This window comes from Megasphaera intestinihominis (assembly GCF_040096415.1).
In the GTDB taxonomy this organism is placed as follows: Bacteria; Bacillota; Negativicutes; order Veillonellales; family Megasphaeraceae; genus Megasphaera; species Megasphaera intestinihominis.
This window is the reverse complement of the sequence record NZ_JBBMEU010000092.1, coordinates 1-6683: the sequence shown is the minus strand read 5'-3', so window position 1 is coordinate 6683 and position 6683 is coordinate 1. Positions and strand designations below refer to the sequence as shown.

At 52.7% G+C, this 6683-nt stretch carries 6 protein-coding genes; 5 read left to right on the top strand and 1 reads right to left on the bottom strand.

The features are described 5' to 3' along the window. Positions 1-377 precede the first annotated feature (377 nt). From glpK to WMO23_RS10550, 5 genes are all read left to right on the top strand, one after another. Positions 378-1883 (top strand): glycerol kinase GlpK, encoded by a 1506-nt coding sequence (gene glpK / locus WMO23_RS10570; protein ID WP_020311406.1) that lies wholly within the window; start codon positions 378-380, stop codon positions 1881-1883. Positions 1884-1901: 18 nt separating this feature from the next. After that, positions 1902-2633 (top strand): MIP/aquaporin family protein, encoded by a 732-nt coding sequence (locus tag WMO23_RS10565; protein ID WP_292298370.1) that lies wholly within the window; start codon positions 1902-1904, stop codon positions 2631-2633. A gap of 267 nt (positions 2634-2900) precedes the next feature. Beyond that, a complete protein-coding gene (locus WMO23_RS10560) occupies positions 2901-4361 on the top strand; it encodes an NAD(P)/FAD-dependent oxidoreductase (protein ID WP_292262466.1) in 1461 nt (486 codons plus the stop codon). Then, on the top strand, positions 4361-5629 hold the full coding sequence (locus WMO23_RS10555; protein WP_292298372.1) for an NAD(P)/FAD-dependent oxidoreductase: 1269 nt from the start codon (positions 4361-4363) through the stop codon (positions 5627-5629). The genes WMO23_RS10560 and WMO23_RS10555 overlap by 1 nt, the downstream gene beginning before the upstream one ends. Before the next feature lies 1 nt (position 5630). Continuing rightward, on the top strand, positions 5631-6002 hold the full coding sequence (locus WMO23_RS10550) for a DUF1667 domain-containing protein (RefSeq protein ID WP_020311410.1): 372 nt from the start codon (positions 5631-5633) through the stop codon (positions 6000-6002). A 351-nt stretch (positions 6003-6353) separates the two neighbouring features. On the opposite strand, the gene WMO23_RS11520 is transcribed toward WMO23_RS10550, so the two are convergent. Continuing rightward, positions 6354-6407: a hypothetical protein gene (locus WMO23_RS11520; RefSeq protein WP_353963270.1), complete on the bottom strand. Its 54-nt coding sequence runs from the start codon at positions 6405-6407 to the stop codon at positions 6354-6356. Positions 6408-6683 lie beyond the last annotated feature (276 nt).

Sequence of the window (6683 nt, the reverse complement as noted above, 5' to 3'; positions counted from 1 at the left end):
GCATCGAACCTGCGAAATCCATCGCCATTGATGCCCCTACCTAAGAGGAAGGAGTCTTCTGGCGAAACTATGATAAAATAGTGTAATCCTCTGACGAAAAAATAGTAGCGAATGCGAGTATATTCTCTCCTATTATCGCATTTTTGTTCATGTAAATGCAAGGTAAAATAGAAAACAAATTCAGAAATATGACCTTTTATGTATACTATATTTTGCATAAAAATTATAGCCTGTTTTAAGGCTATACGCAAAGTGAAAATATGTAAATATTTAGTTGAAATAATGTGCTAGGTGATGTATGATGAAATCACAGAAAATCCTCTATGCAGGTAGCGAAAGAAGATACCAGTGTAATTGATGAAAGGAGCAATGTTATTATGCAAGACAAGCAATACGTCATGGCCCTTGATGCCGGCACCACGAGTAATCGCGCTATTATTTTCGACAATGAATCACATATCGTCAGCGTCAGCCAGAAAGAATTCACTCAGTATTTCCCGAAACCGGGCTGGGTAGAACATGACGCCAATGAAATTTTCCACAGCATGGTCGAAGTCATGCGCGAAGCCCTGGAACAGGCCAATATGACGGCTAGTGAAATCTCGGCTATCGGTATTACTAACCAGCGTGAAACGACGGTCGTCTGGGACAAGAACACAGGCGACCCCGTGTACAACGCCATCGTATGGCAGTCCCGCCAGACCGCGCCGATTTGTGAAGACCTCAAAGCCCGCGGCCTGGTCGATGAATTCCGTGAAAAGACGGGCCTGGTCATCGATGCCTACTTCTCGGGCACGAAGGTCAAATGGATTTTGGACAATGTCGAAGGCGCCCGGGAAAAAGCCGAAAAAGGCGATCTCCTCTTCGGGACCATCGACTGCTGGCTGGTCTGGAAACTGACAGGTGGCCAAGTCCACATCACCGACTATTCCAACGCATCCCGTACACTTATGTTCAACATCAAAGAACTGAAGTGGGATGACCAGCTTCTTGAATATTTAACCGTTCCTAAATGCATGCTCCCGGAAGTCCGCCCGTCCAGTGAAGTCTATGGCTGCACGGATCCGGCTATCCTCGGCGGTCCGGTCAACATCGCCGGTATCGCCGGTGACCAGCAGGCGGCTCTCTTTGGTCAGACCTGCTATGAACCGGGTATGGCCAAGAACACCTACGGTACAGGCTGCTTCATGCTCATGAACACAGGCACGACGCCGATTCCTTCCAAGAACGGCCTGGTCACGACCATTGCCTGGGGCCTTGACGGCAAAGTCGAATATGCCCTGGAAGGTTCTATCTTCGTCGCCGGTTCGGCTATTCAGTGGCTCCGCGACGGCCTGCGCCTCATCGACACGGCTCCTGATTCGGAATGGGTCGCTAAACGCGTTCCCGACTCGGACGGCGTCTATGTCGTACCGGCATTCGTCGGTCTCGGCGCTCCCTACTGGGATATGGATGCCCGCGGCTTGATCATCGGCATCACGCGCGGTACTAAGAAATCTCACATCGTTCGTGCAACTCTCGATTCTATGGCTTACCAGACGAAAGATGTCCTCGGCGCCATGGAAGCAGACTCTGGCATCAAACTGGCTGCCCTCAAAGTCGACGGCGGAGCTGTTGCCAACAACATGCTCATGCAGTTCCAGGCCGATATCCTCGGCGTTCCTGTCGATCGTCCGCAGGTCATCGAAACGACGGCTCTCGGCGCCGCTTATCTGGCTGGCCTGGCTGTCGGCGTATGGGATTCCAAAGAAGAACTCGTATCGAGCTGGAAACTCCAGAATCGTTTCGAACCGACCATGGATCCTGAAAAAGCAGCAGGGTATTATAAAGGCTGGCGCAAAGCTGTCAAACATGCAATGCACTGGCTTAGTGATGAAGACTAAGAGAGAGGTGCTGGAATCATGATGTTTGACAACTTATTAGGAGAATTTATCGGGACGATGGTCCTCATCGTCTTCGGGGCCGGCGTCTGCGCCTGCAACACGCTGACCAAATCGAAAGGCCAGAACGGCGGCTGGATTTGTATAACCGCAGGATGGGGTTTCGCCGTAACCCTCGGCGTTTACACGGCAACGACCCTCGGTGCTCCGCAGGGTGACCTGAACCCGGCTGTTACGCTCGGCAAGACGATGATCGGGATTTACAGTGTTCCTCAGTTCTTCGCCACGTCCATCGCTCAGATCCTGGGCGGTATCCTCGGCGCAGCTATCGTCTGGCTGGCTTACCTGCCCCATTGGGCTGAAACGGAAGATAAACCGGCGAAACTCGGTATCTTCTGCACGGCTCCGGCTATCCGCAACTATCCGGCCAACTTCCTTTGTGAATTCATTGCTACTTTCTTCCTGATGTTCGTTATCTGGATGATTTTCTCCAATAAAGTCGGTGCCATTCCTCCTGGAGTCGGCCCGTATATCGTCGGCATCCTCATCTGGGCTTTGGGTATGAGCCTTGGCGGTCCTACGGGGTACGCCATGAACCCGGCTCGAGATTTGGGTCCTCGTATTGCTCATGCTATCCTGCCGATTGCCGGTAAAGGCGGTTCGGACTGGGATTATGCTTGGGTTCCTGTTTTCGGCCCGCTGGCTGGTGCCTTTGCTGCCTACGTCGTAGCCATGGCTTTACATGTCTTCTGATTTATTTAATATATGGTTTTGGGAAAGGGCTTGTCATTCATCGGCAAGCCCTCTCCTTTACTTAAGTTTATAAATTTGTTTATAAATTTTGAACATAATTTCATACTTAATCAAAGGTAATATTCCTATATTTTTGCATGAAAAAATAGTATAAGTTGGCTGCGTGAAAATATGTAAAAATAGTCTTGCAATTATTTTCACAAACCGATATAATAAGGGCATCAAAGATAGTGATACTTGGTATTTACAGAGAAAGAGGTTGTGAACATGACAAAACAAGCAGATGTCGTCGTAATTGGCGGCGGTATTACCGGCACAGCCATTTTGCACGAACTGGCAAAGTACAATCTTCGTGCAGTCCTGGTTGAACAGGAACCGGAACTGGCTGCCGGCACGACAAAGGCCAACAGTGCCATCCTTCACGCAGGTTTCGATGCGCCTACGGGTAGTATGAAGGCCCGCATGAATGTTGCAGGCAATGCGATGTATCATGAATTGAAAGACGAATTGGATCTGGACATCCGCTGGTCCGGCTCGTATGTAGCCGCCCTCGACGATGAACAGATGGACGTCCTCAAGGAACTCCTCGAACGGGGCAATGCCAATGGCGTTCCGGGACTGAAAATCGTCAGCGGCGACGAAATGCGCAAAGAAGAACCGAATGTCAGCAAGGACATCAAAGGCGCACTCTGGGCTCCGACTGCCGGTATCTGCTGGCCTTTCGGCCTGGCCCTGGCTTTTGCTGAAAATGCCGTCATCAACGGCGCTGAAGTCATCCGTGAATGTCAGGTCACGGGCATTACCGTAGAAGACGGTGCCGTCAAAGCCGTCGAAACGGACAAGGGTACTATCGAAACGAAATACGTCATCAATGCCGCCGGCGTCCATGCCGACGAAATCAGCCGCCTTGCCGGGGACGATACCTTTAAGATCCATCCGCGCCGCGGCGAATACATCCTCTTTGATAAAACGGCTCAGAAAGACCTCGTTTACTCGCCGATTTTCCCGACACCGACGAAAATGGGCAAAGGCATCCTGGTCTGCGCGACGACGCATGGCAACGTCTTCGTCGGCCCGAATGCCCAGGATATGCCAGATGAAGAAAAAGACGACACGGCCGTTACCATTCCGGGCATGGACGACATCCTGGACAAAGCCCGCCGCCTGGTCCCGAACATCCCTGTAGGCGCTACCATTACGGAATTTGCCGGCGTCCGCGCCGTATCCAGCACGGGCGACTTCATCCTCGGCCCGTCGGAAAAGACGAAAGGCCTCATCCAGGCTGCCGGCATCCAGTCTCCGGGCCTGACTTCGGCTCCGGCTATCGCCAAATACCTCGTCGACGGCATCGTCGCTGAAACCGGTGCGACAGCCAAGACGGACTATAAGAAAGGCCGTCCGGCTCAGCCCTGCTTCCGCATGATGGCTGAAGCTGACCAGAAAGCCCTCATCGCCAAGGATCCCCGTTATGGCCGCGTCATCTGTCGCTGCGAAACGATTACGGAAGGGGAAATCGTCGATGCCATCCATCGCCCCGTCGGTGCCCGCACCGTCGACGGTGTCAAACGCCGCACGCGTGCCGGCATGGGCCGCTGCCAGGGTGGCTTCTGCGGACCTCGTGTTACACAGATTTTGTCCCGTGAATTGAACATCCCCGTTACGGAAGTACGGAAAGAAATGCGTAATTCTTACATGTTCTACAACAAAGAAAGCGGAGGTAAGGCATAATGGGTGAACAACTTTATGATATTATCATCGTTGGCGGCGGCCCGGCAGGCTTATCCGCTGCCTACAGCGCTTGGCAGAACGGCGCTAAAAAAATTCTCGTCCTCGAACGTGACCGCGAAGCTGGCGGCATCCTCCAGCAGTGCATCCACAATGGTTTCGGCCTCCATCACTTCAAAGAAGAACTGACCGGCCCGGGCTACGCACAGCGCTGCTATGACCTGGTCAAGGATAAACCGGAAATCGAAATCCTCGTCGACACCATGGTCCTCAGCGTCAATCCCGACAAGACCGTTACGGCTGTCAGCCCGGCTCACGGCCTGATGAAAGTACAGGGCAAGACGATCATCCTCACCATGGGCTGCCGCGAACGTACACGCGGTGCCATCCGTATCCCCGGTTATCGTCCGGCTGGCGTCTTTACGGCCGGTGCAGCGCAGCGCATGGTCAACATGGAAGGCTATCTGCCCGGTAAGAAAATCGTCATCCTCGGCAGTGGCGACATCGGCCTCATCATGGCCCGCCGCATGACCCTGGAAGGCTGTAAAGTCCAGGCTGTCCTGGAAATCTGCCCCTTCTCGAACGGCTTGACCCGTAATATGGTACAATGTCTGTATGACTATGATATTCCTTTGTATCTGTCTCATACCATTACGGCCATCCACGGCAAAGACCGGGTCAACGGCATTACGGCCGCCAAAGTCGACGACCATATGAAACCCATTCCGGGCACGGAATTCGACATCGACTGCGATACGCTGCTCCTGTCCGTCGGCCTGATCCCGGAAAATGAATTGTCCCGCGGCTTGGGGCTGGCTATGTATCCGCTCACCAATGGTCCTATCGTCGACCAGCATCGTGAAACGAGCATCCCTGGCATCTTTGCAGCCGGCAACGTCGTCCACGTCCATGACCTGGTAGACTTCGTATCGGAAGAAGCTGAAATTGCCGGTAAATACGCTGCCCTCAAGGCACAGGAACAGCTGCCGGAAGACGTAGCCGACGTCAAGGTCGAAGCCATCGACGAAGTCCGCACCTGCGTTCCCCAGCACGTCCGCGCTACGGCAGAAGGCGAAACGATCCGCTTGTTCATGCGTGTCCGCAAACCCATGAAGAAAGTCCGCCTCACTGTCAAGAGCGGTGACGATACGTTGCTGACGAAAGTCCTCCCCGTCGCCAAACCGAGTGAAATGATCGCCGTCAACGTACCGGCTGAAAAAGCCAAGGGCCATCATGCGGATTGGACCGTTTCCGTAAAGGAGGAAGCATAACATGAGTGTAGAAACGAAACAACTGAACTGCATCAACTGCCCGCTGGGCTGCCTGCTTACTGTTACCCTGGAAGACGGTAAGATTACCAAGGTCACAGGCAATACGTGCCCGCGCGGTGAAAAATATGCCCATCAGGAATTGACCGACCCGCAGCGCATGCTGACCTCGACGGTCCGCATCGAAGGCGGCGAACTGCCGCTCCTGCCGGTCGTATCCAAGACGACGTTGCCGAAAGGCAAAATCCTCGACTGTGCAGCAGCCCTGCGCAGCGTCGAAGTCAAAGCCCCGGTCCATACAGGCGACGTCATCGTCAAAGATATCCTGGGCCTCGGCGTAGATATCGTGGCCAGCCGCGATATGGGCAAAGAATAAGCATCGGTACCAATATTCCCTCTTACATATACCAGAAAGGGGCTGTCGCATGTACGACAGCCCCTTTCCGTTGCTCGTTGTTCGTGGCTAGTGGCTAGCGAAAAGAGGTTGCAGGGGTCGTCCTCTACAGCGATCTTCTTCAGCAGCCGTCCTGTCGTTTTTTACAGTCATGCCCTGACGGGCTGAAAAGGCACGTGCTTTAGAGGGACTCATTAATTTGCTTGATTTATTAGGCGAACATGGTACAATAAAAACAGAGATAGTCCGATGGTGGTACATCGGTCTCCTCTGTGGTTTATGTTTGAAGAAGGCCGTGTACCGCGAGTACGCGGTTTTTTTCATGCTAAAGGTTTATCGCTTCGTTGCTGAAATAATCAGCACTATAAGAGTTGCGAATGCAATCATCAATGACAATGCTTCGTATACACTCATGCTGATCACCTCGCTTTCGCGAGGGAAACCGAATACATTGAACTATCTCATGGAGTTCAGTATACCAGATTTACTACCAGGCTTCAAGGAAAAGCCATTGTTCGTAATTCATAAAGCCATACCATCATTATCGAATAGGTTGTGGTGAAATCTCGCAGCGGGCCGCCCATCCTCTGCTGTCCGTTTCAGCAGCCATCTTGCGCCTTCCGTTGGTCGGCACCCGATGGGCTGGAAAGGCTCTGGGAGATC